The following is a 23,977-nucleotide window of genomic DNA, read 5'->3' on the forward strand; positions in this document are numbered from 1 at the left end:
AAGATCCGTCCAGGGCCCATCCACAGGCGGAGTTCGGCGCGTGTAGTTATCCACAGATAGGGGCGCGGTAGGGTGAAGTGTGCGTGTTTTAGTGACTTTTTTTGAGCCTTTTGGTGCCGATACCGAAAATGCGAGCCGGGAGGCAGCGCTGCGCTCCATCCCTCATCTTCGAGATATGGATCTTCCTTGCGAGGTGGAGGTCGCGACGGCCATGTTGCCGGTGGTGTTCGCGAGTGCCGGGAAGGTGCTGGCCGAGGCGGTGGAACGTTTTCACCCCGATGCGGTCATTGCCATCGGAGAAGCGGGCGGGCGTAGCGCTATCACCCCGGAGCTCCAAGCTTTTAATGAGAATATCGCCCGGATTCCGGATAATGCGGGAGCCCAACCCGATGGCGAACCCGTGATTGCGGGAGGGCCTGCTATCGCCGCAAGCCCCGTGCTGGTGGCGGATATTACCCGCGCTATTAACGGGGCCGGTATCAATGCGGAAACAAGCCGAGATCCGGGGCGCTACCTCTGCAATAACATTGCCTACCGCGTGGCCCAGCTTCCCGTTCCCGGCATCTTCATTCACGTACCGGCCCTGCGCACCGTTGGGGCGGCCACGGTGGGCGCGGAAACCGACGCACCGTCCGCTGCGGCGTCCCAGCCCGCGCCGCAGCCCACACCACGGACCAAGACGGCGCATGCCGCCGCGCTAACCGACACGGCCCACGCCGCACCGTCAATCGAAACCACCGCCCCGGCGCTCCCCCGGCCTGCCACCACCTTTGATGAGCTCGGCCTCGGGATCGCCGCGGCGATTGCGGAGCTTGCCCGGCAGGTCGCTCAGACCCGCTAGTTTCCAGCACGATACCGACACGGCGCCGGCGCCCCAGTGCCCCGTCACCGGCGCAAGTGGAGAACGGCGCGCCTACTCCCCATCCAGACCTGAGGAAGGCAGATCCACCACGTCGCTGCCGGTGCGGGCCACCGTCCAGGAATTCGCCTGGGCCACGGGGCGGATCACCACCGAATCGATATTGACGTGGGCGGGGCGGGAAAGCATCCAGACCACCGTCTCGGCAATGTCCTCGGCCAGGAGCGGCTCAGCCACGCCGGCATAAACATTCTGCGCCGCCGCGTCCGAGCCGAGGCGATTCTTAGAAAACTCCTCCGTCATCACCATGCCGGGGCGCAGCTCCATGAGCCGTACCGGTTCGCCCACCAGTTCCAGACGCAGGGTGTCTTTAATCATGCGTTCGGCGTGCTTGGCCGCCGTGTATCCGGCCCCGCCCACGTAGGTTTCCTGCGCCGCCGTGGAGGTCACAAAGAGGATACTCCCACCGTTCTCCCGCATATGCGGGAGCAGGGCGCGGGTGAGGCGCAGGGTACCGAGCACGTTCACGCGGTACATCCACTCCCAGTCCTCGATTTTTGCGTCCGCCACCTTGTCCTGCCCGCGGGCCCCACCTGCGTTATTGACCAGGGAGTCCACCCCGCCAGCTTCCGCCACGGTGGCGGCGAGCCGTGCGACGTCGCCTTCCTCCGTCAAGTCCGCCACCACGTAGCTGCACCCGGTTTGTTCGGCGAGCTGGCGGAGCCGATCTTCGCGCCGTGCGGTGGCGATCACCTCAAATCCGGCCGCGCATAAGGCGCGGACGCTCGCCGCCCCGATGCCGCTGGATGCTCCGGTTACAAGTACTCGATGTGACATGTCAAACCCTCCGTTCTGCCGGGTGAGAGCCACGCCGGCCATAAAACACCTTTCTTCAGCCTAAAATAAAACGCGGAGAGCATACCCGGTGTTCGCTCAGCGCCGCTGCGGGAGCACCGGGCCTAGCTGGTAGAAAGGAATTGCTCGTGATCGGCTTTATTGGAACCGGACATATGGGCGGGGCCCTGGCGCGCGGGGTGCTTGCCGCGGGCGCGGATCCGGCGTCCGTCGTCGTTTCTGCGAAAGATGCGCAGGCGGCGCGCGACTTCGCGGAGGAAACGGGGGCGCGCCCGGCCACCTCGAATACCGAGCTGGTCACGGCCGTGGGTGACGGAATCGTCGTCGTCGCCGTGAAACCGTACGCGGTTGCGGATGTTCTAGAAGAAATTAACGACGTCGCACGGGAATCTGGCACCGTTATCGTCTCTATCGCGGCGGGCCTTGAGCTTGCCACCCTCGCCCGCCATCTCGCCCCGGGTCAGCCGCTCGTGCGCGCCATGCCGAATGTGGCCGCCAGTGTGCGCGCCTCCATGACGGCGCTGTGCTTCTCGAGCTCCGTCACCCCCGCTCAGCAGGACGCGGTGCGGGAGGTCTTCGCCGCCGTGGGTGCCCATATCACCCTAGAAGAAAAATATTTTTCCGTCTTTTCCGCGCTCGCCGGATGTTCCCCGGCTTTCACTTTTACTTATATTGATGCCCTCAAACGTGCCGCCGTTGCCGATGGGCTCCCGGCCGCGCAGGCGGTGCGCATCGCTGCACAGGCGGTGGAAGGTGCGGCGCGCCTGGTGCTCGCAAGTGAGCTCTCCCCGGCCGATTTGGCCGATACGGTGCAGTCCCCGGGAGGCACCACCGTGGCCGGTGTGGTGGAATTAGAACGCGCCGGTTTCGGGGCGGCCGTCGTACGCGGCGTGCAAGCCAGTATCGATAAAGATAGGAATCTCAGCTAAATGAACGGACTGTCAATCCTCGGCTTCGCTGGGATTTTCCTGGTGGTGCTGCTGCTGTGGGGAATTTCCATGCTGCGCGAAGCGCGCTCGCTGCGTTTTATGCGCACCCACGAATGGACCGCGGAAGAAAAAGAACGTATTTTGACGGCCGCGGCGGAGGGAACCGCCACCGCCATGCGCGCCGCGAAAAAAATCCACCCCATCTTGACCGCGCGCCACGCTCGCCTCGTGGTGCACGATCTGGAAAGCGAAGCCGCTGAGGCTCGCCGGCGCGCCAAGCGTGCCAAACCCGGGACCCGCGCGTCCCGCTCTATCCGCGATACTGACGCAAAGGAGAGGTAGCTCGCCTTTTAACTCCACGTTTTCCAACGGTTCACATTGACTCGATAGATACATATATGGCGACGTGTCCGAGCTGAGATGCGCCGAGCCATATTTTGACTTCACTACCTGATGGGAACAGATATGAAGCGTTTAGCGGGCGTCGCCCTGCTCGTTGCCGGACTCGCGCTGTCCGGATGCTCAACCAACCCGCCCTCCGATGCGGCTTCCTCCCCCGCCAGCGGCCCGGCCCCGGTTCAGAATGCGAACCCGGATGCTTCGGTGCACGTTGGTTTTATTTTGGAACCCACCGGCCTGGATCCGACCTCGGTCTCCGGCGCGGCCCTCGATCAGCTTGTTATCGATAATGTTTATGAAGGACTCACCCGCCGCGCCGAAAATGGCGATATTTTGCCGGCTCTTGCCACCTCCTGGGATATTTCCGAGGATGGGCTCAACTACACCTTCCATCTGCGCGAAGGGGTGAAATTCCACGACGGTTCCGATTTTGATGCCGCGGATGTGGTGGCCACCCTGGAAGCTTCTGCTGCTGAGGGGTCGAAGAATCCCGATCATAAGCTCATGCGCACGTTTAAATCAGCGCAGGCTTCCGACCCGCATACCGTCGTCGTCACCCTTTCCGAACCGAATATGAATTTCTTGGACAGCATGTCCACGGATGCCGCCATGATGGTGCCCTCCGATAATACGGTCGATTTAAATAAGGAATCGAACGGCACCGGGCCTTTCACCATCGGTGAGTGGAAGACCGGCTCCACCATCACCCTGGAGCGTAACGATAATTACTGGGGTGATCCGGCCGGCACCAAGGAAGTGGTCTACCACTATTACGCGGACCAGACCGCCGCCGCTAATGCGCTTGCCTCGGGGCAAATTGATATTCTCACCACCCAGAACACCGATACGGTGGAGCGTTTCGCTGCCGACCCGGCGATTATTACCTCGCAGGGCACCGAAACCTCGTGGATGACGCTTGGTTTCAACCACTCCAACCCGGCGCTGGCCAATAAGGATGTGCGCACCGCTATCCGCAAGGGTATCGATAAGGACGGCCTCATTACCGCGCTCGGCGGGACTATGGTGCGGGTCGGTTCCATGGTCTCCCCCGGGATGGCCTGGTGGAGCGATTCCCTCAACGAGATTGATTCGTATGATCCCCAAGCCGCCCGCGAGCTGCTCAAAAAGGCCGGTTTTGAGAATCTCTCCCTCAACCTGCGGGTGGCCAATAATTACGATTCGGCTATTTCCGAATATGTGGCCGCTCAGCTCAAGGAGATCGGCATTAATGTGACGATTGACCGGATGGAGTTTTCTAGCTGGCTCGATGAGGTCTACCGCGGGGGAAATTACGATCTGACCATGGTGCTCCACGTGGATCCGTGGACCCTCACCTACTATTCCAACCCCAGCTACTACTGGCATTACGACAGCGCGCAGGCCCAGCAGCTCAATAAAGAAGCGATGACCGCCAGCTCGCTGGAAGAACGCGATAAGAAGCTCGGTGAACTGGCCGCTTTCGTTTCCGAAGATGCCGCCTCGGATTGGCTCTACAGTCCCAAGGCCATTATTTTCTCCCGGGAAGGGGTCTCCGGATTCCCGACCAACCGGACCGGTTCTCGCTTCTACGCCGCTGATATTCAGGTTGCGCGTTAATGGCTGAACCACTCGCGCTCGCGCAGGTGCCGGGGGTGCATAGCGTCTCCGGCACCGTGGACCGCGAAACGGTGCTCCGCACCACGACGTCGCGCACCGCCCGCATCGTGCTCGCCGCGCTGGGATGGGCGGTGGCGGCGTTACTCCTCGCCTCCTTCGTGATTTTTTTCGCGCTCCACACCCTGCCCGGTGACCCGGCTGTCATCATGGGGGGCCTGGATGCTACCGATGCGCAAATTGAGGCGATCCGGGCCGAGCACGGCTGGGATCGTCCGCTTATCATCCAGTACCTGAGCTGGTTAGGCGCCGCCCTCACCGGCGATTTCGGCACCTCACCCTTTTCTTCCCTTTCCGTGACCCACGAGCTCGTCACGAAGCTCCAGGTCACCGTGCCGCTCGCGCTCATGTCCTTGAGTTTGGCGGTTGTTTTTGCCTTGGTGATCGGGGTGTATGCCGCGGCTCGTTCCACCACCCTGGCCGGGCGCCTAGTTTCCTGGCTTTCCCAACTGGGTATCGCGATCCCCACGTTCATCGTGGGGATGCTGCTCGTCATGTACCTGGCGACCCCGCTCCATCTTCCCTCCACCGGGTTCCCGCGCGAAGGATGGGGCGATCCGGGGGCGGCGCTCCGTAGCCTCATCCTGCCCGCCATTACCCTCGCGATTCCGCAAACAGCGGGACTGGTGCGCTACGTGCGCTCCGCCGTGCTGGAACAGCTCGGCCAGGATTATGTGCGCACCGCCCGCGCCCAGGGCATGAGCCGCCGGCGCGCCCTCCTCACCCAGGCACTGCGGAACGCCTGGCTTCCCCTCCTCGCCGTTATCGCACTCGACGCCGCGGCCCTCCTCATGGGCACCGTGGTGGTTGAACAGGTCTTCGCACTTCCCGGCATCGGGCACCATCTGGTTGCCAGCGTATCCACCCGCGATATTGTTACCGTCCAGGGCTTCCTCATGGTGCTCTCCGGGGCGGTTATTCTCCTCATGATGCTCTCCAATGTGGCCTCCCGCCTCCTCGACCCGAGAGTGAGGTTGCGATGAGTACCCCATCTCCGGCCCTGCGGGCTCTTTCCGCGGCTTCCCCGTGGAAGGCCCGCCTGCGGGCGCTGCTGCGCAATCCGGCCGGCCTCATCGGCACCGTCGTGGTACTGGCGGTGCTGGCCACCTTCCTGCTGTCCTTCATCTGGGTGCCTTATGATCCCGAAAGTGTGGATGCGCGGGCCTCCTGGGCCCGCCCGAACGGGGCGCATTGGTTCGGTGCCGACCAGCTGGGGCGTGATATTTTCTCCCTCATGGTGCTCGGTTCGCGGGTCACGGTGCTCACCAGCGTGGGCGGGGCAGCGGTGGCCCTGGTGGTCGGGCTGCTCCTCGCCTCGATTATCGTCTATGCCCCGCGTTGGCTCGGTTCCCTGACGGAGCGGCTCACCGATGTGTGGGTCGCGTTCCCCACCCTCATCATTGCCCTCATTCTCGTCACCGCATTTTCCGGCTCCACCCTCACCTCCACCGTTGCTATCGGACTGGGCTCCGCCCCGGCGGTCACCCGCACCGTCCTACCCGAATTGCGCCGTGCCACCGCCTCCGATCACGTGCTCCTGGCGGTGGCCGCGGGGGCGCGTTCCTGGTGGATTCTTTCGCGCCATATTTTCCCGGCGATCACACCCACGCTGATCGTGCGCATCACCCAAATCATGGGAACGGCCACCCTTGCGGAAGCGGGGCTGTCCTACCTGGGGCTGGGCACCCCGCCACCCACGCCGTCCTGGGGGCGCATGCTCTCCACCTACCAGAGCTTCATGTATTCCCACCCGACGGTTATTCTCATTCCAGCCACCGCGATTGTCCTGACGATTATCGGATTTAACCTCTTGGGGGACGGCCTGCGCGACGTACTCGATCCGCGCGGAAGGGAGACACGATGAGCCTTCTTGAGGTACGTGATCTCACCGTGGCTTTCGGCTCCACCGAAGTGGTGCGGGGAGTGTCCTTCACGGTGGAGGCCGGGGAGCGCGTCTGCCTTATTGGGGAATCCGGGTCTGGAAAATCGATGACGGCGATGGCGATCCAGGGGCTCCTCCCCCGGGCGGCGCGCGTGACCGGTTCGATTCGTTTCGAGGGGCGCGAATTGGTGGGTGCTTCGGACGCGGAGTTCCAGAAAATTCGGGGGCGCCGTATCGGCTGCATTTTCCAGGAACCGCATACGGCACTCAATCCGGTGGTGCGTATTAAGCACCAGTTGGTGGCGGCTTCGCGTATTCATACGGGATTAAAAAAATCGGCGACGACGCAGCGGGCCAGCGAGCTGGCCCGCATGGTCGAGCTCCCCAGCCCCGAGCGTATTATTAACCGCTTCCCCCATGAGCTCTCCGGAGGGCAACGCCAACGCGTGGTTATTGCCATGGCGATGAGTTTGGCCCCCGCCCTCCTGATCGCCGACGAACCGACAACCGCCCTGGATGCCACGGTGCAGGCCCATATTTTGCAGCTCATGGATGATGCCGCCCGCGAGCACGGCACCGCCGTTCTTATGATCACCCACGATATGGCAGTGGCCTACCACACCTCCGAACGCATCCTCGTGCTGCGCCGGGGCGAATTGGTGGAAGAAGGCAGCGCCGAAGATATTTTGCTCCGCCCCGTCCATCCCTACACCCAGGGCCTCGTGGCCGCGGCCCGTGCCACTAGTTTGCAGCGCCCGGCAGGGCGGGGCGGCGATACGCAGGCGGGTGATCCGCGAAGCTCGCTGGTGCCCGGAGGTGACCAATCATGACAAGCACACCGGAAAAAACCTGGGATCCGCGCGAGGCCGCCCTGCGCATGACCTCCCGCGCACCGTTGGAAAAGGACTGGCCCGTTGAAGCCGGGGATGTGCTGTTCAGCTGCCAGAACGTCACTAAATCCTACGGAAGCACCCTGGCTCTGGCACCCACGTCTTTCGACGTACGTGCAGGGCGGTCGCTAGGAATTATTGGCGAATCCGGCTCGGGGAAAACCACGCTTAGCCGCATGATGCTCGGCTTACTTGAGCCGAGCGGCGGATCGATCACCTACCGGGGCCAGGAGGTGCGCTACGGGAAGCTCGGGGTAACCCGGCTGCGCCACGAGGTCCAACTGGTGCTGCAAGATCCTTTCGCTTCCCTCAATCCGCGCATGACGGTGGGCCGGATTATTGAAGAACCGCTGCGTCTGCTGCGCGTTCCGGGCAAACACCGGGAGATGGTGCGTGATGCGCTGGCCGCCGTGGACCTCAACCCGGAGTGGGGTTCGCGCTATCCGCATGAGCTTTCGGGCGGGCAACGCCAGCGGGTGGCAATTGCACGCGCCGTGGCCTGCCAACCTAAGGTTCTTATTGCCGACGAGCCCGTCTCCGCGCTCGACGTGTCGGTGCGAGCCACCGTCCTTGAGCTGCTCCATGATCTGCGCGCCCGCCTGGATCTCACCCTCATTGTCATCTCCCACGACTTGGGCATTGTCCAGAATCTATGCGAGGACACCCTGGTGCTGCGCGGGGGCGCCGTCGTCGAATATGCCCCCACGGCGCAGGTGCTGGAGCACCCGCGCCACCCGGCCACCCGGGAACTTATTGCGGCGGTGCCGCTGCTGCCCGAAGCGCCACGACCGGAGAATGCCGCGCCGCGCACCGCGCCCACCGTGCCCACCGTGCCCACCGTGCCCACCGTACCCGCCACGCCCACCGCGCCCACCGTATCCGCCACGCCATCCGAGGGAGACGATGACCTATGAGCCTGCGCATCCTGCACCTGTCCGATACCCACCTTCTAGCCGAGCGCGCCCGCCATTACGGAAAAATTGACACCTCCGGGCTGCTGGAAGCGGCCGTGACCGGTGCCGGTGAGCTCGCGCCCTGCCACGCCATCGTGATCTCCGGGGATATTTCCGATGACGGCACCCCTGCGTCCTACGCCTTCGCGGCCCAGACCCTTGCCCCGCTCGCGCAGCGGTGGGGTGCGCCGGTGATTTGGGCCTGCGGGAATCATGACCGGCGCGCGGCGATGCGCGAGGCCCTCGACCTGCCCGGCGCGCCCCTGGACCCGATTTTTTCCATCACCGATATCACGGTGGGAGAGGCGCGCTGGCGCTTCGTTGCGGCAGATAGCTCCGTTCCCGGGCGCGGCTTCGGCTACCTCGGTGAACAGATTCACCGTATCGAAGATGCTGTGACCAACGCTAACAGTGCACCCACGATGGACGTCGCACCCATGGCGGGCGAGGCGCCCACGGCGGGCGGGGCACCCGCGGCGGGGGGTGCGCCGTCACCGGCCGGCGCCGGTGGGTACTTCCACGGGGCGGGCGATGAGCCGCTCCGCTCCGTCCTCGTGCTCCATCACCCGCCGCTGGCGGCCCCTACGGTGCTCCACGGGGCGCTGCGCCTCATGGACGCCCCGCGCCTGGCGCAGGGTTTCCAATCCTGGGAGGTGGCGCCCGACCTCGTGCTGGCGGGTCACTACCATCTGGCCGGGCGCGGGCGCGCTGGCGGGGTGCCGGTGGTGGTTGGCCCAGCCCTCGCCAATGAAACTACGCTCGGGCGGGGTCCCGAATGGGAAAGCGCGCGAGCCCGTTCGGCTTTTTCGGTGGTGCAGCTAAGCGAGGCCAGTATCCAGCAGGATATTACCTACCTGGATGGCTCCGTGGCGGCACCGTCTGGCGGCATAGAGCCGGGCGAGGAAATCTTTGCGTATAGTCCGGAAGAAGTAGTGACTATCGGGAGGCGCGCCGGGCGGCCCGGCTGGAGCCCGAGCGACCCGCTGGCCTGGGACGGCCCGGGTTCCTACCTCCTGGAAAACACGCTTGGCACCGGATCGAAAGGACAGTGATGACTTCTCCACGCCTGCCCCTCGGCCTGCATAATCTCCGTTCCCTGGGCGGCACCCCGGTGATCGGCGGGCATATCCGCGAGCGCGCCCTGCTGCGTTCTTCCGCGGCGTTCCGCCACGATGACAGCCTGGGAGATTTTTTGAGAGCGCAGGGTATTACCGGCGTTATTGATTTGCGCGACGACGCTGAACGCGCCGGCACCACCAATTGGGCAGATTACGGGGTGAGCGTTGCCTCTGTGCCTATTTTCAATAATCAGCTTGCCCACCTGGAGTGGTCTGAGCTTGCCGACCTGTATATGCAGATGGCCCGTAATTTCGGTGGGCAATTGGCGCAGGCGGTCACCGCGGCGGCGGAATTATCGGCCGAAGGCGGGGTGCTTATCCACTGCACCGCAGGTAAGGACCGCACCGGGGTGGTCACCGGGCTTATCCTCTCCATCCTGGGGGCGAGCCGCGAAACAATCTTGGCTGATTACCTCACTTCTGCCACGGCGCTGGGCGAAAGCTACCAGGAAGATCTTGCTTTCGTGATGGGGCGCGAATATATCCCGGGGGCCGCCGCGCACCGCGCCGTATACGTGACCGAAGAAGCCTTGAGCGCCGCCACGGTGCACATCGAAGCGGCCGGCGGCGCGCGCGAGTACCTCCTCGGGCACGGGATCGACCCGGCTGTTTTTGAGCTGTTGCGCGCCCACCTGGTGGAACCGGATACCAGCCGCTAACGGGGCTGTGCCCCGCCGGCAGCACCGGCGTACCCACGGCGTCAGCCCCCATCCCGACGGCGCCGGAGAGCACCCTAATGGTGCCCGAGCACCGCGCGCCGTAGCTGCGCCGTCGCCCCTCTCACGTATGGCGCAGTTTCCCGCAGCGCACGGGGCGTGAAACAATAGCCCCATGACTACTTTTAACCAAGAGTCCGAACTCCTCGATCACACGGAGGTACCGGACCGTGCCACTCTCGACGGTCTTGAAACTACCTGGAGCGAACGGTGGGAAAAAGAAGGCACCTATGCTTTCGACCGCACCGCTACCCGTTCCGAAGTATTTTCGGTAGATACCCCGCCGCCCACGGTCTCTGGCTCGCTGCATATCGGCCACGTTTTTTCCTATACTCACACCGATACCGTGGCCCGCTACCAGCGCATGCGCGGCAAATCGGTGTTCTACCCGATGGGCTGGGATGATAACGGCCTGCCTACCGAGCGGCGCGTTCAAAACTACTACGGGGTGCGCGGGGATGCGTCTCTCCCCTACGATCCGAATTTCGTGCCCCCGCACCAGGGCGGCGCAAAATCCATTAAGTACGCCGACCAAGTGCCCATTTCGCGGCGTAATTTCATTGAACTGTGCTGGAAGCTGTCTGAAGAAGACGAAAAGCAATTCGAAGCCCTGTGGCGCTACCTGGGGCTGTCCGTGGACTGGAAGCAGAATTACCAGACTATCGGAGAGAAAGCCCAGAAGGTAGCCCAAACCGCGTTCCTGCGTAACCTCGCGCGCGGGGAGGCTTACCAGGCGCAGGCCCCGGGCCTGTGGGATATTACCTTCCAAACCGCGGTGGCGCAGGCCGAGCTCGAGGCCCGCGATTATCCGGGTGCCTATCATGCCCTGGCTTTCCACGGTGCGAGCGGCGACGTCGTCATCGAAACCACCCGCCCGGAGCTGCTGCCCGCCTGTGTGGCCCTCATCGCGCACCCTGATGACACCCGCTACCAGCCCCTCTTCGGGACCACGGTGCGCGTGCCGATTTTCGATATGGAAGTTCCGGTGCTCGCCCATCCCAAGGCGGAAATGGACAAGGGCGCCGGTATCGCCATGTGCTGCACCTTCGGCGATGTCACGGACGTGGAGTGGTGGCGGGAATTGCAGCTGCCGCTACACAATGTGCTTGGTAAGGACGGACGCCTGGTGCGCGATACCCCCGAGTGGATCACCTCGGAGGCCGGGCGCGCCATGTACGCGGAGATGGCCGGGAAAACCACCTTCTCCGCTCGCAAGGCACTGGTGGAAAAACTCAAGGAAACCGGGGAAATGATCGGCGATGAGAAGCCGACCATGCGTAAGACCAACTTCTTTGAGAAGGGCGATAAGCCGCTCGAAATTGTTACCTCACGCCAGTGGTACATCCGTAACGGCGGGCGTTCCCACGTGGAAGAAAATGGTAAGGAGCTGCGCGATAACCTCATTGAAGCCGGCAACAAGCTGGCTTTCCACCCCGATTTCATGCATGTGCGCTACGACAACTGGGTCAAGGGGCTCAACTCTGACTGGCTTATCTCGCGCCAGCGTTTCTTCGGGGTGCCGATTCCGGTGTGGTACGAGATTTCGGAGAACGGCGAAGTGAAGTACGACGCCGTCATTACCCCGGAGGAATCCAGCCTTCCCGTGGATCCTTCCAGTGATGTGCCAGCAGGCTATACCGAAGATCAGCGCGGTAAGCCGGGCGGCTTCGCCGGGGAAACCGATATTTTGGATACCTGGGCCACATCGTCGCTCTCCCCGCAGATCGCCGGGGGGTGGCTCACCGATGAGGATCTTTTCGAGCGCGTGTATCCCATGGATGTGCGCCCGCAGGGTCAAGACATTATCCGTACCTGGCTCTTCTCCACCGTGGTGCGCGCGCACCTGGAATTCGGGGAGTTGCCCTGGAAGCACGCCACGATCTCCGGGTGGATTCTGGATCCAGACCACAAGAAGATGTCCAAGTCCAAGGGCAATGTGGTGACCCCTATGGATCTGCTGGTGCGGCACGGTGCGGACGCGGTGCGCTACTGGGCTGCCTCCGCGCGCCTGGGCGTGGACGCAGCTTTCGACGAAAAGCAAATGAAGGTGGGGCGCCGTCTGGCCATGAAGGTGCTCAACGCCTCGAAGTTTGCGCTGGGCATGGGCGGGGAAGGTTCACCGGTCTGCCTGGATGCTTCCCGCGTGACCGAGCCGATTGATCGGGCCCTGCTGGCCGATCTGGCACGTGTGGTGGAGGAAGCCACCACCGCTTTTGAGGCTTTTGATCACACCCGCGCTCTGGAAGTGGCCGAAACGGCCTTCTGGACCTTCTGTGATGATTACTTGGAGCTGGTCAAGGACCGCGCCTATTCGGATACGCCGGAGGCGGAGAGCGCCCGGGTGACGCTGGCGATTGCGGTGGATACCTTCCTGCGCTTGCTGGCACCCTTTATCCCCTATGCCACCGCCGAGGTGTGGAGCTGGTACCGTACCGGCTCGGTGCACCGGGCGGCGTGGCCGGAGGCGGCGCCGCTGCGCGAGGCGGCAGGTTCCGGGAATGCGGAGCTGCTCGAGGTGGCCGGTCAGGCACTCACGGTGCTGCGCGGCGTGAAATCCGCGGCGAAGGTGTCACAGCGCACCAGTTTCGCACGGGTGGAGCTGCGCGGTAATACCGCCCTGCTCGAGGAGGTGCGCGCGGACCTGGTGCGCGCCGCCCACGTGCGCGGGGAGCTCCGTTTCACGCCGGGTACGGAGGCCGGCGAGCAGATCACCATCGGTGATTACGAGCTGGATGAGCCGGAGCCGAAGCGGAAGTAGCGTCGCAAGCACAACGGCGCGAAGGCGCAGCGCTCCACATAGCGTGGCGCGCGATTGAGTGAATCCTGGTGGCGGGTCTGCGAAAGCAGGCCCGCCACTTCACGTACATGAGAAGATTCTCATGATTGTTTCCTGGCCCCGTCATCTCGCTCCGGTGTACTTAGGGACATGACAACTCGTGTGAAATTTCTTGCCGTACTTCTCGGGCTGGCGCTCCTCGGTTTCTTGGGGATGCAGCTTGCCCACGCCGTGAGCGGGAGCGGCCCCCAGTCCGTGGGCCCCGCCGTCACCGTCACGGTGCCGTCCTCCCCGTCCGCTGGCGCCACTGGTGCTGGCAGCACCGCGTCGGCTTCTTCGCCCACGGAGCGCCCGCCGCTTAACAACGCACAGCGCGCCACCCTGCGCAGTCTTTTGGTTGATGTAGCCGAAAATGCGCACCTGTTCACCGATGATGCCCCAAATAGTACGACGACGCCGCCCGCGGGCACTGCCCCGTCCCCCGCTAACGTCGCCCCGGCACCGGCCCCAGTTCCCGCCCCGGCGGCTCCGGCACCCGCGCCGCAGCGGGTAGCACCGGCTCCCGCGCGCCCCGCACCGCCCCAGTACTCCGATAATGACTGGGACGATGATGACGCGGATGACGATGATTGGGATGATAACGACGATGACGACTGGGACGATGAGGATGACGACTAGACCAGTCGCACACCTCGGCACTACCGCCTGAGCTAGCAGCCCCGTTCCTTCGCTGAGAAGGCCCCGCTGCCTTAGCTCAGGCGGTAGCCCATTCCGCGCACCGTTTCGATACGGTCCCGCCCGATTTTCCCACGCAGATAACGCACGTACACATCCACCACGTTGGAACCGGGATCGAAATCGTAGCCCCAGACCCGGGAGAGGAGTTGCTCGCGGGAAAGCACCTGCCCCGGGTGGCGCATAAAGGTTTCCAGCAGGGTAAATTCGCGGGCGGAGAGCTCCACCTGTTTCCCGCCCACGTGGGCGTGGTGGGAGAGTAAATCCAGGATGATACCGCCGTGGGAAAGCTGAGTAGCGGAGCTAGCTGGTGCCGGGGTGGCTGCGGCGTCGCGCAAACGCAAACGGATACGCGCGAGCAGTTCTTCGAAAGAAAAAGGCTTCGCCATGTAATCATCGGCCCCGCCCTCGAGCCCGGCTACGCGGTCCGTCACGGAGGTGCGGGCGGTGAGGAGAATAACCGGAGTGTCCAGGCCTTGCCCGCGCAGGCGCTCGAGCACCGCGAAACCGTCAATATCCGGCAGGCCAATATCCAAAATAATAAGATCGAAAGGAGTGTGAACAGCCAGCTCAACGGCCTGCGCACCGCTTGACGCGGTGGTGGAAGTGTAGCCGGCGGCTTTCAGGCCCTTCGCAATAAAGCGGGCAATGCGCTCTTCGTCCTCGACGATGAGGATGGTGCTCATCATGCTCCCTTCTCCGCTTGTGAGGCTATCACGAACCTCGGTAAACACTGGGCAAACTCAAGGTGAATACGGAGCCCTCCCCCACCCGTGAGCGCACCGTGACTTCCCCACCGTGGGCCCGGGCGATGGAGCTAACAATCGCGAGTCCGAGCCCGGAGCCTTCCGAACGCCCGGTATTACGCCCACGCGCAAAACGCTCCATAATACGTTCGGTATCCTCCGGGGCGATCCCGCACCCGGCGTCTTCCACCGTGAAACTCACCCGACCCGCTACCACGCTTGAGGAAATCTCCACCGGGGTGCCTTCGTCGGAGTATTTGACCGCGTTCGCTGCTAATTGCAGCACCGCTTGGGTGATGCGCTCCGGGTCCAGGTACGCCTGCCCGCTGGCCACGGCGCCCAGGTTCCAGGCTCGCGGGCCCAGTCCGGTGGCTTTATCGAAGATCCGCTCCGTGAGCGCGGCTATATCAACCTCGCGGGGCACCACAAAATCGGATCGTTCGGCCTTCGCGAGGGTGAGTAAATCTCCAACCAGCGAATTCATGCGGTCGAGTTCTTCGAGGGCGAGGGCGCGGGTATCCGCGGCGTCGCTCGGATCGTTGGCATCCATGAGCTCCAGGTGCCCGCGCACGATCGTGATGGGGGTGCGTAGCTCGTGCCCGACGTCGTCTAAAAGTTGGCGCTGATCGGCATCCATGGTTTCCAGGGAATCGAGCATGGTATTCATCGCCGTTGATAACCGCGCCAGGTCGTCGCGCCCTTCCACCGGGACCCGCCGGGACAAATCCGCATTGGCGGTAATATTTTCGGCCGTGGCGCGCAGTTGCTCCACGGGGCGCAGCAGCTGACCCACCAGTCGCCAGGCAATGGCGACGACGCCGATGACGGCCACCAGGTAGACCACTGCCAGCACCGTCATGAGATTCCAGATACGGGCACTGATGACGTCAAGAAGGTAGACGTGCACGAGCGCGCCGGGCTGCGAGTCGGAAAACTGCACCGGCACCACGATATAGCGGTATTCGCGCTGGGCTCCCGCGTAGGTTCCCATCGTTATCTCCCTGCTGCGAGTAAGCGGGAGAAGATGGCGCACCAGTCCGGTGTCTTCCTCGGGGCGCACCGGACTGGTATCGCCGCCCACCCAGGCGACTCTCCCATCCACAATCCCCATTTCCCCTTCGGCTTCGGAGAGGACGGTGCGCGAGAGATAGGTTTCGATGAGCTGGGATGGCCCGGCGAAGGGCTGCCCAGTTTCCGGATCGACTCCGTTTTCGGCCAGCACCCGAAATTCGTCCGCCACCCGCACCAGCGTGGCATCCACCTGGGCGCGCCACATGCGGCTTTCGGTGAGGACGACGGCGACGCCGGTTGCCGCCAGCACGACCGCGACGAGCGCGACCATGGTGGCGGCAATCCGAAAACGAATCGTAATAGGACGTGATGTCACATTGTTTCCCGTTCGACGGCGGCGGGCGGGAGCGGCACGGTGTGCACGCCCGTTCGTTCCAGCTTATTCCATTCACTGGCTTTTCCGCGTATTTCTAGCCAGATCGCACGCACCGTGGCGGCGCTCATCATCCAGGAGAAGGGGAGCCACAGGGGTAGGGCGGGAAGGAGGCGCAGGTCGCGCCAGGCACGATCCAAGATCAGGGAAAGCACCGTTACTCCCAGCGCCATTACCAGTCCCGCTCCCACCAGTACATTCATCCAGTGCGGGGCCGCACCGCTGAGTGCTGCCACCGCCCACACCGCGAGGGTGGCGACCTGGAGCACCGGGGCAACAAGGAGCGAGAAAAGATTGATGGGCAGGTAGGCATCAATGGGGCGCCGCCACGGGGAGGTAAGGCGGGAGCGGTGGATGCGGGCGGTCTGGATGAGGCCGCGTTGCCAGCGCACTCGCTGTTTCCACAGTGCGGGCAGGGTGGCGGGAACTTCGGCCAGCACCAGGGCATGGGGCGCAAATTCCACGTCCCAGCCGGCGAAGTGGATCCGCCAGGTGAGCTCGAGATCCTCCCCCAGGGTATCTTCCCGGAAGCCTCCTACCCGGCGCACCGCATCAGCGCGGAAGGCCCCGGAATTTCCTGCCACGATGGGGAGCATTCCCACCAGTGCCAGGGCACGGCGCGTCATGCCGGTTCCGACGTGGGTCATGAGGGCAAGCAGCGCAGTGAGGGGACCGGTGATATTGACCGGCTGGTCATTCCCGCATACGGCGCCTACACCGGGGCGGCGGAACCCTGCCAGGAGCTCCGGAATGGTGGTGGGGGTGAAGAGTCCGTCAGCATCCACGAAGATAAGGATCTCCCCGGTGGCGTGGGCAATACCGAGATTCAGGGCGCTACCTTTGCCACCGTTCGGCTTGCTGAGGAAGGTGACGCGCGGATCGCTGGTAAACGGTGCGGCAACGGCGGCGGTGGCATCGGTGGAACCATCATCGACGACGATCACTTCCAGACGCCGCCAGCCGGTGGCGAGGATGGAGCGCAGGCAGGCGCCGAGTACCACTTCCTCGTTGTAGGCCGGGATAATCACCGAGACTTTGGTGTGTGCACCATAGAGTGGGCGGGGCTGCTGACGCAGCTCCCCCAAGATGGCAGCCGGGTACATCATCCAGGTCACCGCGGTGAGGATGAGGGTGGGTACGGCAAGAATGAGAAGCAGGGTGGTCATGCCGTCACCTCGACCGTGCCGCGGGGTGCTGAAGCAGGCTCCGCGGGTGTGTAAGCCTCCAGGAGCGCGTCCAGTAATTCGGGGGCGTGGGCGCTATGCGCACCGAAGCGGGCATTGATTTCGATGAGGGCGGGGCGGCCGTGGGTATCGCGGCGGATATCCACATCTGCCGCGCCGCTCAGGCCCACCACCCGCGCCGCCGCGAGCGCCAGCTCGGCTACATCCGGGGCATTCACGCGCCGAACCCCGGTCGCGTTTCCGTGCTGCCCGGAGGCCAGACTGGTTTTTTCTAGTACGACGACGGTGGGGCGACGCCGCGCACCGTCCCGCGCACCGTCCCGCGCACCGTCCCGCGCGCCGCTTCCTGCACCGTTCACCGCCCCGTCGCGCGGCGAACTTCCTGCGACGGGCAGGTAGAGCTGCGCGCAGTATTCGGTGCCGGGCAGGAAAGCGGAGACCATCTCGGTATCGCGCAGTGGCGTAGCGGGTGGGAATGTTGTTTCCAGGCGCACCCCGCGCCCGCCGCGTGCCACCCGCGGGCGTACCACGTAGGGGAAGCCGAGCCAATAAGCGCCTTCCTCGGTGAGGGTGGGAGCCTCCAAACTGCGGGGCACGGCCAGGCCGCTACTCTCCGCTACTCGGTGAGTGAGCCATTTATCGGCGGCAATCGCCACCGCGGCTGTGGGGGCTACCGCGATGCGGGCGCGGTGGAGCAGCGCGGTGCGCAGCGGTGCGAGGACGGAGAGTTCTTCATCCACGGTGGGGATGAGGAGGTCAATCGAGTATTCCTCGCAGATGGCGGCCAGCGCGCTCACAAACTCCGGGGCCGTGGCCGGCGGGCATTGCAGGATTCTCAGGCCGTCGGGGCGGGGACGGGGAGCCATATCGACGCCGAGCACTGGAACCCCGCGCTCCCACAGCTGGGTGAGGAGGGAGGAACCGGCTGGGCCGCTGGCCCCGGTAACGAGCACGCGCGGGCGGGAACTGAGAGGAGAATGATTCATCATGATGGTCCTTATAGGTAAGAGAAGGAGAGAACGGGGCAACGGGACGGTGCGACGGTGCGACGGTGCTCGCGGCACGGGCACCAGCAACGGCGCAGGAACGGGGCAACGGTGCCCGCGGCGCGCGCAGGCATGGAGCGCCAGCGCCCAGGGCGCAGGCACGCACCCGGGCTGAGAGCACGCCACGAAGATTTAGAGCACACCCCGGAAAGCGGGAATACGCATCGCCTCAAAAGCTTCAGCGGCCTCCATTTTGGCTTGTTCGCCCCGGAAATTAGCTTTGGCGGTGAGCACGTCGCCGGCCATATACGGCTTGTCCATCTGGTCGGCGTGGATGGCCACCCCGGCGCTTTTCACCCCGGTGTAATCGGTGATATCCACGAAGACCTGCGGGGAAAAGCTCGCGGTGGCGGAGGGTGATTCGTAGCAGAGAATCGCCGGGTGGCGCCGCCCGGCCCGCATGGTGGCGCGGTGCACGGCGGTATGATCCTGGTGCTGGTCATGGGCCGAATGCGTGAAAATAATATCCGGATTGAGGGTGCGGATTTTTTCTTCGATAGCACCGGTGAGGGTATTTTCATGCTCGGCTAGGCGGGTATCGGGCAGGCCGAGGGTGCGCAGCGAGGTCACCCCGAGGAAAGTACCGGCGCGCTGGGCCTCCCCGGCCCGCTCCCCGGCATCGCCTCCCACCGCACCGTCCGCGGCCACGATGGCATGAATCTCATGCCCCGCATCCGCCAAGCGCGCCAAGGTACCCCCGCAGGCTAATTCCAGGTCATCGGGATGCGCTCCGACGGCGAGGATACGGCGCGTAGGCGCCGCCGCCCCCACCGGAATCCAGCCGCTGATAAGAAGAACAAGCTGGGTGGCCAGCGCCGCGACGGAGCCCAGGCTCACCCACCGTTCTAGGTTCCCGGGCGCATTCCCGCCCAGCAAAGCGATATTAGCCGGGACGAGGAGGAAAGCACTCCCCAGCGTGAAAAGCTGGAGAGCCCGGAAGGCGCGGATGCGTCGTCGTACCGAAGTTTCGAGAAGGACAACGGATAGTGCCGTTACGAGAAGGAGCACGGCAAGCAGAGCATTCATGGAGATCGTCATGGCTCCAGTGTTCCGCCCCGTGTTAATATCGCGGTGAGGAGGTGATGAGAACTCTCTCATCGCGCCTCCACCCCCGTTTCCCGCGCGTGCCGTACACTTTACTTACTCACGCGTAACCTTGAGGAGAATCATGGCCGAAATCGAGCGGACTGAAGTTTTCACTCCCGGAAAGATTCATATCACCGATGAAATGACGATTCCGTGGGTTTTCCGTAATATCGCACGCGAACAGCCCGAGCGCACCGTGGTGGCGCGCAAGGCCTCGTTGGGGCAATGGGTGCCGGTGGCGTGGCGGACTTTCGAATCCGAGTATCGCGCGCTGGCACGCGGTTTTATCGCGATGGGCGTCCAGCCCGGGGATCGTATCGCGCTCATGTGCCACACCCGCTACGAATTCTGCGTGGTGGATTTCGCGCTGTGGTCCATCGGTGCGATGGCCGTGACCGTGTACGAAACCGATTCCACGGAGCAGGCTCGCTGGATTGTGGAGGATGCGCACTGCCGCTTCGCCGTCGTCGAAAACCAGCAGATGGCCGCGGTTATGGCGCCGTTCCGGTCCGATTTTGATTTCTTCACCGATATTTTCGTTATTTCTGATGATGACCTGGCCCGGATTTCCGCGCGCGGCACCATGGATCTCGACGCTGAGATTGACCGCCGTATCGATGCGATGCATGCCGACGACGAAGCTACCGTCATCTACACCTCTGGCTCGACAGGCCGGCCTAAGGGCGTGGTGCTCAGCCACCGTAACCTGCTGCACGTCGTTATTAACGGGCCGCTGGATGATAATCTCGCCCCGATCCTCTCCGGCGAGAAGCGCACTCTGCTCTTCCTCCCCATGGCCCATGTTTTCGCGCGTTTCATTAATCTGGTGGCCTTCTACGCGGGTAATACCATCGGGCACTGCCCCGATACCCACAACCTCGTTGAAGATATGAAGTCTTTCAAACCGCATTATATTTTGGCGGTGCCGCGCGTTTTCGAGAAGATTTACAACGCGGCGGATGCCCAGTCCACCGGCGTGAAGCAAAAGATTTTCCGCTACTACGCGAAAGTGGCGATCGCCTATTCACGGGCCCTCGATAGCGCGGCCGGGCCTTCGCTGGCGTTGCGGGCCCAGCATGAAGTGGGCGAACGCCTGGTCTACTCCAAGATTAAGGAAATTACCGGCGGGAACCTCGAGAATGTGATTTCGGGTGGCGCGCCGCTGGGGGCACGGCTCGGGCATTTCTTCCGCGGCATCGGAATTAATATTTTTGAAGGCTACGGCGCAACGGAAACGTCCGCACCGACCACGGTGAATCGCTTCAACCACCAGCGGATCGGTTCGGTGGGTCCGGCCTATCCCGGCTGCCACGTGGCTATTGATACCGACGGCGAAGTGCTCGTCAAGGGCGATCACGTTTTCCACAAGTACCTGAATAATCCGGAAGAAACCGCCAAGGCGTTTACCGAGGATGGCTGGTATCGCACCGGGGACCTCGGCAAAATCGAAGATGGCTTCGTGTGGATTACCGGGCGAAAGAAGGAACTTATTGTGACCGCCGGCGGGAAGAACGTCTCCCCCGCAATCCTGGAGGACCGCCTGCGCGGCCACCCGCTTATTTCGCAGGTGGTCGTGGTGGGTGATCAGCGGCCTTTCGTGGGTGCGCTCATCACTCTGGATGCGGAGATGCTTCCCATCTGGCTGAAGAATAAGAATCTGCCGGCCATGTCTGTATCGGAAGCAGTGCACGATCCGCAGATTATCGCCTCGGTGGATCGCGCCATTAAGCGCACCAACGAAGCGGTCTCCCGCGCGGAATCCATCCGTAAATTCGTTATTCTGCCCATTGATTTCACGCCGGAGAACGGCTATCTCACCGCTTCCCTCAAGGTGAAGCGGACCGCGGTGCTCCGTGATTTTGCTACCGTGATCGGGCGCGATATTTACGGGGATAAGGGCGATAAGAACCGCGATTAGCGCATAGTTCGGCTGGGAACGGGGCGTGGGCTACGTTAGTCCACGCCCCGATTCGTTTCTCCCTGTGTTGTGCAAAACTAGTTTGCACCTTCATCGTTAGCTTCACGCTCAACGCGCGCAGGATGAACAACGCCGTCATCCTGAACAACGCCGTCATCCTGAACAACGCGAGAAGCGCGGGAAGCACGGGAAATACGCTGGTGATCCTCGACCGCGCGCGAGGTGATGACATTGTGCACCCGCACCGCGAAATCGGGATCCAGCCCGGCCCCGCGCGCCAGCTCAGCAATGCGAGCATGTTGGACGCCCTCGCGAGCCATATCGCGGGCGGGAAGCCGGTAGTGGTCCTTGAGGCGCCCCACGGCATCGGTGACCTGCTTGCGTTGCCCCAGCAGCTCAATGAGCTGGGCATCTAAAACGTCCAAGCGTGCCCGCAAGGCCCCGAGCTCAGCGGCACAGCGCTCCTGCTGCGCCGTGCCCGCATCCGCGCCATCGGCACCCGGAGCACCCGGAACACTCCCCACGTCTACCGCGCAGCGCTCCGCTTCCGATTCCGGGGTACCCCGCGTCTCTCCGCCGCCCACTAGGCGCTCTTCCGTTGCGCCGCGGAAACAATCTCCACGGGCGCGCCGTCGGTGACCGCCGCGCGGGTCACAATCACTTCCCGCACATCTTTCCGGGAAGGCACATCAAACATGGCCGGGCCGAGCACCCGCTCCATAATGGAGCGCAGCCCGCGCGCCCCGGTGCCCCGTTCCATTGCTTCACGCGCCATGGCGCGCAGCGCCTCGTCCTGGAAGGTCAGGCGCACCCCGTCCAGCTCAAACATGCGGGTGTACTGCTTGACGAGGGCATTGCGCGGCTCGGTGAGGATCTGCACCAGGTCGTCTTCGCCCAGGGCTTCCACCGTGGCAATAACGGGCAGGCGCCCCACCAGCTCCGGGATGAGGCCGTATTTGTGGAGGTCCTCCGGGGTGACCTGCGAGAGCATATCCGAATGGGCGTCGGCGTCGTGCAATTGTGCCCCGAAGCCGATACCGTGGCGTCCAACGCGAGTGGAAATAACATCCTCCAAACCCGCGAAAGCTCCGGCGCAAATAAAAAGAATATTCGAGGTGTTGATCTGGAGGTATTCCTGCTGGGGGTGCTTGCGCCCGCCCTGCGGCGGCACCGCCGCGACCGTCCCCTCCACGATTTTGAGGAGCGCCTGCTGCACGCCCTCCCCCGATACGTCGCGGGTAATGGAGGGATTTTCAGATTTGCGGGTGATTTTATCGATTTCGTCGATGTAAATAATGCCGGATTCGGCTTTTTTCACGTCATCCCCGGCCGCCTGCACGAGCCGTAATAAAATATTCTCCACGTCTTCACCCACGTACCCGGCTTCGGTAAGCGAGGTGGCATCGGCAATCGCGAAGGGCACATCAAGCATGCGCGCCAGCGACTGGGCAAGGTACGTTTTCCCAGTTCCGGTGGGTCCGAGCAATAAAATATTGGATTTGCCGAGCTCAACGGTATCTTCCCCGTCGGCGGGGCGCGGCGCCGCTTTCGCGCGCAGCCGCTTGTAGTGGTTGTACACGGCGACGGCGAGCGTACGCTTCGCGGCATCCTGCCCCACCACATACTCATTCAAAAACGCGTAAATATCGGCGGGAACGGGGAGCTCGTTCGGGGAGAAACCATCGTTTTCTTTCCCGAATTCCTCGGCGATAATCTCATTGCACAGCTCGATGCATTCATTGCAAATATATACACCCGAACCGGTAATAAGTTTCTTCACCTGGCGTTGGGTTTTCTGGCAGAACGAACACTTGAGAGCTTCTGCTGCATCAACGGTCGCCATGTTCCTCCTTGCCTCGCGGCCGCGCCGTACGCGCGCCTTCCCTATTCCACCGCATCTGCGCCCAAAGGTCACGTTCCCACGCGGGGCGCCAGGTCAGTGAGATGTACGACGACGCAGCTCCCGCGCCGTGCCCCGCCGCCCCATGCACGTGAGCGGGCAGGAGCACTCGGCCCCTACCCGCCCATGATACGCGCTACCGCCCGAAGCTACAGCCCTGAGCACGAGCGCGAGAATCGCATTAACCGTTGGTTACGACATCCGCATTTTTACGCGATTCGAGCACGTTATCCACCAGGCCGTAATCCTTGGCCTGCTGGGCGGTGAGGATCTTATCGCGCTGGATATCCGCCCGCACCTCATCGGGAGACTTCCCGCTGTGGTGGGCCAGGGTATTGACGAGCCATTCCGTCATGCGGTCGAGCTCATCAGCCACGATGGAAATATCCGTGGCCTGGCCTTGCATGCCCTCCATTGCCGGCTGGTGGATGAGCACCCGGGCATTGGGGAGCGCCAGGCGCCGCCCCGGTGAGCCGGCCGCCAGCAGCACCGCCGCCGCGGAAGCCGCCTGGCCCAGACACACGGTCTGGATTTGCGGCTTAATATACTGCATCGTGTCGTAGATAGCGGTGAGCGCGGTAAAAGAACCACCCGGGGAGTTAATGTACATGGTCACCGGGGAGTTCGGGTCCATCGATTCGAGGACGAGCAGCTGCGCCATCACATCGTCGGCCGAAGCGTCATCTACCTGCACCCCGAGGAAAATAATGCGATCCTCGAAAAGCTTGGTGTAGGGGTTGGAGCGCTTGTACCCGTAGGGGGTGCGTTCTTCGAAATCGGGAAGCACGTAGCGGTTGGAGGGCATCGGGCCCGCGCTACCATGGCCGAAACCGGCGCTGGGTACGTTACCAGCTCCGGGAACGGAACCAGCACCGTAGGCGGCCATCA

Annotated in this window: 22 protein-coding genes; 13 read left to right on the forward strand and 9 right to left on the reverse strand. The window is 63.3% G+C overall.

Going from position 1 to position 23,977, the window contains the following annotated elements:
- The first annotated feature begins 91 nt into the window (after positions 1 to 91).
- Entirely contained in the window at positions 92 to 841 is a 750-nt protein-coding gene (locus ACRQFC_RS03230; RefSeq protein WP_284897185.1) for a pyroglutamyl-peptidase I, read from the forward strand.
- 72 nt (positions 842 to 913) lie between these two features.
- Here ACRQFC_RS03230 and ACRQFC_RS03235 read toward each other — a convergent pair whose 3' ends face one another.
- Positions 914 to 1,696 carry an SDR family oxidoreductase gene (locus ACRQFC_RS03235; protein ID WP_087071210.1) on the reverse strand — a complete coding sequence of 261 codons (783 nt, stop codon included), beginning with the start codon at positions 1,694 to 1,696 and terminating at the stop codon, positions 914 to 916.
- 146 nt (positions 1,697 to 1,842) lie between these two features.
- Here ACRQFC_RS03235 and proC point away from each other — a divergent pair, with 146 nt between their 5' ends.
- The 11 genes from proC (at position 1,843) to ACRQFC_RS03290 (ending at position 13,708) form a co-directional block, all read left to right on the forward strand.
- A complete protein-coding gene (gene proC / locus ACRQFC_RS03240; RefSeq protein WP_284897186.1) occupies positions 1,843 to 2,643 on the forward strand; it encodes a pyrroline-5-carboxylate reductase in 801 nt (266 codons plus the stop codon).
- Positions 2,644 to 2,985, forward strand: a complete 342-nt coding sequence (locus ACRQFC_RS03245; protein WP_026428508.1) for a hypothetical protein — start codon at positions 2,644 to 2,646, stop codon at positions 2,983 to 2,985.
- A 123-nt stretch (positions 2,986 to 3,108) separates the two neighbouring features.
- Entirely contained in the window at positions 3,109 to 4,638 is a 1,530-nt protein-coding gene (locus tag ACRQFC_RS03250) for an ABC transporter substrate-binding protein (protein ID WP_284897187.1), read from the forward strand.
- Positions 4,638 to 5,678 carry an ABC transporter permease gene (locus ACRQFC_RS03255; RefSeq protein WP_284897188.1) on the forward strand — a complete coding sequence of 347 codons (1,041 nt, stop codon included), beginning with the start codon at positions 4,638 to 4,640 and terminating at the stop codon, positions 5,676 to 5,678. Before ACRQFC_RS03250 ends, ACRQFC_RS03255 begins: the two co-directional genes overlap by 1 nt.
- Positions 5,675 to 6,559, forward strand: a complete 885-nt coding sequence (locus ACRQFC_RS03260) for an ABC transporter permease (RefSeq protein ID WP_284897189.1) — start codon at positions 5,675 to 5,677, stop codon at positions 6,557 to 6,559. Before ACRQFC_RS03255 ends, ACRQFC_RS03260 begins: the two co-directional genes overlap by 4 nt.
- A complete protein-coding gene (locus tag ACRQFC_RS03265) occupies positions 6,556 to 7,407 on the forward strand; it encodes an ABC transporter ATP-binding protein (RefSeq protein WP_284897190.1) in 852 nt (283 codons plus the stop codon). Before ACRQFC_RS03260 ends, ACRQFC_RS03265 begins: the two co-directional genes overlap by 4 nt.
- Positions 7,404 to 8,381 carry an ABC transporter ATP-binding protein gene (locus tag ACRQFC_RS03270; protein WP_284897191.1) on the forward strand — a complete coding sequence of 326 codons (978 nt, stop codon included), beginning with the start codon at positions 7,404 to 7,406 and terminating at the stop codon, positions 8,379 to 8,381. The genes ACRQFC_RS03265 and ACRQFC_RS03270 overlap by 4 nt, the downstream gene beginning before the upstream one ends.
- Positions 8,378 to 9,472 (forward strand): metallophosphoesterase family protein, encoded by a 1,095-nt coding sequence (locus ACRQFC_RS03275; protein WP_284897192.1) that lies wholly within the window; start codon positions 8,378 to 8,380, stop codon positions 9,470 to 9,472. Before ACRQFC_RS03270 ends, ACRQFC_RS03275 begins: the two co-directional genes overlap by 4 nt.
- Positions 9,472 to 10,197: a tyrosine-protein phosphatase gene (locus tag ACRQFC_RS03280; protein ID WP_284897193.1), complete on the forward strand. Its 726-nt coding sequence runs from the start codon at positions 9,472 to 9,474 to the stop codon at positions 10,195 to 10,197. The genes ACRQFC_RS03275 and ACRQFC_RS03280 overlap by 1 nt, the downstream gene beginning before the upstream one ends.
- 172 nt (positions 10,198 to 10,369) lie before the next feature.
- Positions 10,370 to 13,012, forward strand: a complete 2,643-nt coding sequence (gene valS / locus ACRQFC_RS03285; RefSeq protein WP_284897194.1) for a valine--tRNA ligase — start codon at positions 10,370 to 10,372, stop codon at positions 13,010 to 13,012.
- A 168-nt stretch (positions 13,013 to 13,180) separates the two neighbouring features.
- Positions 13,181 to 13,708: a hypothetical protein gene (locus tag ACRQFC_RS03290; protein ID WP_284897195.1), complete on the forward strand. Its 528-nt coding sequence runs from the start codon at positions 13,181 to 13,183 to the stop codon at positions 13,706 to 13,708.
- Positions 13,709 to 13,779: 71 nt separating this feature from the next.
- On the opposite strand, the gene ACRQFC_RS03295 is transcribed toward ACRQFC_RS03290, so the two are convergent.
- From ACRQFC_RS03295 to ACRQFC_RS03315, 5 genes are all read right to left on the reverse strand, one after another.
- Entirely contained in the window at positions 13,780 to 14,451 is a 672-nt protein-coding gene (locus ACRQFC_RS03295) for a response regulator transcription factor (RefSeq protein WP_087071211.1), read from the reverse strand.
- A 28-nt stretch (positions 14,452 to 14,479) separates the two neighbouring features.
- Positions 14,480 to 15,898 (reverse strand): sensor histidine kinase, encoded by a 1,419-nt coding sequence (locus ACRQFC_RS03300; protein ID WP_284897196.1) that lies wholly within the window; start codon positions 15,896 to 15,898, stop codon positions 14,480 to 14,482.
- Positions 15,895 to 17,121 carry a glycosyltransferase family 2 protein gene (locus tag ACRQFC_RS03305; RefSeq protein ID WP_284897197.1) on the reverse strand — a complete coding sequence of 409 codons (1,227 nt, stop codon included), beginning with the start codon at positions 17,119 to 17,121 and terminating at the stop codon, positions 15,895 to 15,897. The genes ACRQFC_RS03300 and ACRQFC_RS03305 overlap by 4 nt, the downstream gene beginning before the upstream one ends.
- Positions 17,118 to 18,128: an ATP-grasp domain-containing protein gene (locus ACRQFC_RS03310; RefSeq protein WP_284901121.1), complete on the reverse strand. Its 1,011-nt coding sequence runs from the start codon at positions 18,126 to 18,128 to the stop codon at positions 17,118 to 17,120. The genes ACRQFC_RS03305 and ACRQFC_RS03310 overlap by 4 nt, the downstream gene beginning before the upstream one ends.
- Before the next feature lie 189 nt (positions 18,129 to 18,317).
- Positions 18,318 to 19,223, reverse strand: coding sequence for a PIG-L deacetylase family protein (locus ACRQFC_RS03315; protein WP_284901123.1), 906 nt, complete (start codon positions 19,221 to 19,223; stop codon positions 18,318 to 18,320).
- Positions 19,224 to 19,353: 130 nt separating this feature from the next.
- Here ACRQFC_RS03315 and ACRQFC_RS03320 point away from each other — a divergent pair, with 130 nt between their 5' ends.
- A complete protein-coding gene (locus ACRQFC_RS03320; RefSeq protein WP_026428496.1) occupies positions 19,354 to 21,189 on the forward strand; it encodes an AMP-dependent synthetase/ligase in 1,836 nt (611 codons plus the stop codon).
- A 77-nt stretch (positions 21,190 to 21,266) separates the two neighbouring features.
- On the opposite strand, the gene ACRQFC_RS03325 is transcribed toward ACRQFC_RS03320, so the two are convergent.
- The 3 genes from ACRQFC_RS03325 to ACRQFC_RS03335 form a co-directional block, all read right to left on the reverse strand.
- A complete protein-coding gene (locus ACRQFC_RS03325; protein ID WP_284897201.1) occupies positions 21,267 to 21,773 on the reverse strand; it encodes a chorismate mutase in 507 nt (168 codons plus the stop codon).
- Positions 21,773 to 23,032 (reverse strand): ATP-dependent Clp protease ATP-binding subunit ClpX, encoded by a 1,260-nt coding sequence (gene clpX / locus ACRQFC_RS03330; protein WP_087071028.1) that lies wholly within the window; start codon positions 23,030 to 23,032, stop codon positions 21,773 to 21,775. Before clpX ends, ACRQFC_RS03325 begins: the two co-directional genes overlap by 1 nt.
- 238 nt (positions 23,033 to 23,270) lie before the next feature.
- Complete coding sequence (locus ACRQFC_RS03335; protein WP_087071212.1) at positions 23,271 to 23,894, reverse strand: ATP-dependent Clp protease proteolytic subunit; 624 nt, start codon at positions 23,892 to 23,894, stop codon at positions 23,271 to 23,273.
- Between the last annotated feature and the right edge of the window lie 83 nt (positions 23,895 to 23,977).

Origin of the sequence: Actinotignum inguinis, from assembly GCF_051265835.1 — a bacterium.
Classification (GTDB): Bacteria; Actinomycetota; Actinomycetes; order Actinomycetales; family Actinomycetaceae; genus Actinotignum; species Actinotignum timonense.

Bases quoted from the DNA above. Each gene is read 5' to 3' on its own strand.
- ACRQFC_RS03235 (WP_087071210.1), bottom strand. From the start codon at position 1,696: ATGTCACATCGAGTACTTGTAACCGGAGCATCCAGCGGCATCGGGGCG.
- ACRQFC_RS03245 (WP_026428508.1), top strand. From the start codon at position 2,644: ATGAACGGACTGTCAATCCTCGGCTTCGCTGGGATTTTCCTGGTGGTG.
- ACRQFC_RS03250 (WP_284897187.1), top strand. From the start codon at position 3,109: ATGAAGCGTTTAGCGGGCGTCGCCCTGCTCGTTGCCGGACTCGCGCTG.
- ACRQFC_RS03255 (WP_284897188.1), top strand. From the start codon at position 4,638: ATGGCTGAACCACTCGCGCTCGCGCAGGTGCCGGGGGTGCATAGCGTC.
- ACRQFC_RS03260 (WP_284897189.1), top strand. From the start codon at position 5,675: ATGAGTACCCCATCTCCGGCCCTGCGGGCTCTTTCCGCGGCTTCCCCG.
- ACRQFC_RS03265 (WP_284897190.1), top strand. From the start codon at position 6,556: ATGAGCCTTCTTGAGGTACGTGATCTCACCGTGGCTTTCGGCTCCACC.
- ACRQFC_RS03270 (WP_284897191.1), top strand. From the start codon at position 7,404: ATGACAAGCACACCGGAAAAAACCTGGGATCCGCGCGAGGCCGCCCTG.
- ACRQFC_RS03275 (WP_284897192.1), top strand. From the start codon at position 8,378: ATGAGCCTGCGCATCCTGCACCTGTCCGATACCCACCTTCTAGCCGAG.
- ACRQFC_RS03280 (WP_284897193.1), top strand. From the start codon at position 9,472: ATGACTTCTCCACGCCTGCCCCTCGGCCTGCATAATCTCCGTTCCCTG.
- valS (WP_284897194.1), top strand. From the start codon at position 10,370: ATGACTACTTTTAACCAAGAGTCCGAACTCCTCGATCACACGGAGGTA.
- ACRQFC_RS03290 (WP_284897195.1), top strand. From the start codon at position 13,181: ATGACAACTCGTGTGAAATTTCTTGCCGTACTTCTCGGGCTGGCGCTC.
- ACRQFC_RS03295 (WP_087071211.1), bottom strand. From the start codon at position 14,451: ATGAGCACCATCCTCATCGTCGAGGACGAAGAGCGCATTGCCCGCTTT.
- ACRQFC_RS03305 (WP_284897197.1), bottom strand. From the start codon at position 17,121: ATGACCACCCTGCTTCTCATTCTTGCCGTACCCACCCTCATCCTCACC.
- ACRQFC_RS03310 (WP_284901121.1), bottom strand. From the start codon at position 18,128: ATGATGAATCATTCTCCTCTCAGTTCCCGCCCGCGCGTGCTCGTTACC.
- ACRQFC_RS03315 (WP_284901123.1), bottom strand. From the start codon at position 19,223: ATGACGATCTCCATGAATGCTCTGCTTGCCGTGCTCCTTCTCGTAACG.
- ACRQFC_RS03320 (WP_026428496.1), top strand. From the start codon at position 19,354: ATGGCCGAAATCGAGCGGACTGAAGTTTTCACTCCCGGAAAGATTCAT.
- clpX (WP_087071028.1), bottom strand. From the start codon at position 23,032: ATGGCGACCGTTGATGCAGCAGAAGCTCTCAAGTGTTCGTTCTGCCAG.
- ACRQFC_RS03335 (WP_087071212.1), bottom strand. From the start codon at position 23,894: ATGCCCTCCAACCGCTACGTGCTTCCCGATTTCGAAGAACGCACCCCC.